Origin of the sequence: Clostridium sp. SHJSY1, assembly GCF_031626875.1 — a bacterium.
Classification (GTDB): Bacteria; Bacillota; Clostridia; order Clostridiales; family Clostridiaceae; genus Clostridium.
This window is the reverse complement of record NZ_JANDMF010000126.1, coordinates 1-867: the sequence shown is the minus strand read 5'-3', so window position 1 is coordinate 867 and position 867 is coordinate 1. Positions and strand designations below refer to the sequence as shown.

Below are 867 nucleotides of genomic sequence, written 5' to 3'. Positions count from 1 at the left end.
CTACATCTGGAGACATTACTATTGAACCAAATGGGTCTATGACTTTACAACAAGCTATAGATAAGGTACAACCAGGTAAAACTATATACTTGAAAAAAGGTACATATAAGTTTAATAAGTCACTAACTATTAAAGAAGGAAATAATGGTTCTAAAGGTAAGGAAAAGAAAATAGCTGTTGTTGGAGGAGGAAAGGCTGTTTTAGATTTTTCAAGTCTTTCATACAATGATTCAAACAGAGGAATAATCGCTAGCGGAAATTATTGGAACATAAGCGGATTGAACATTCAAAAAGCTGGAGATAATGGGATGCTTTTATCTGGTAGCAATAATGTAATTTCTAATTGTGAATTCTATGCAAATAGAGATTCTGGACTTCAAATGTCTAGATATAATAGTAAATATAACTCAATAGGTCAATGGCCAAGCAATAATACTATTCAAGATTGTTACTCACATAGTAATTATGATCCAGATAATGGGGAAGATGCAGATGGATTTGCAGCTAAATTAACTTGTGGAACAGGAAATAAGTTCATTAGATGTGTATCTAAATACAATGTTGATGATGGTTGGGATTTATACACTAAGCCAGACACTGGTAAAATAGGATCTATTTATTTTGAAAATTGTGAAGCAAGTAACAATGGTAAGACAGAATCTGGACAATCTACTAAGAATAGTGATGGAAATGGATTCAAATTAGGAGGAAGCAAGATAAGTGTAAATCATACTTTAGTAGGATGCAAAGCGTTTAACAATAAGAAGCATGGTTTCACTTGGAATAGTAATCCAGGAAAATTAACACTAACAAATTGCCAAGCAAGTGGTAATGGTGGAAATGATTTTGAAAAGGTAAAAAACACTA

The 867-nt window shown here is 32.3% G+C and carries 1 protein-coding gene; it reads left to right on the top strand.

Annotated features, from left to right (window positions below; all coding sequences use genetic code 11):
• A partial coding sequence (locus NNC19_RS23440; protein WP_310941103.1) for a right-handed parallel beta-helix repeat-containing protein occupies positions 1–867 on the top strand: 867 nt, incomplete at both ends.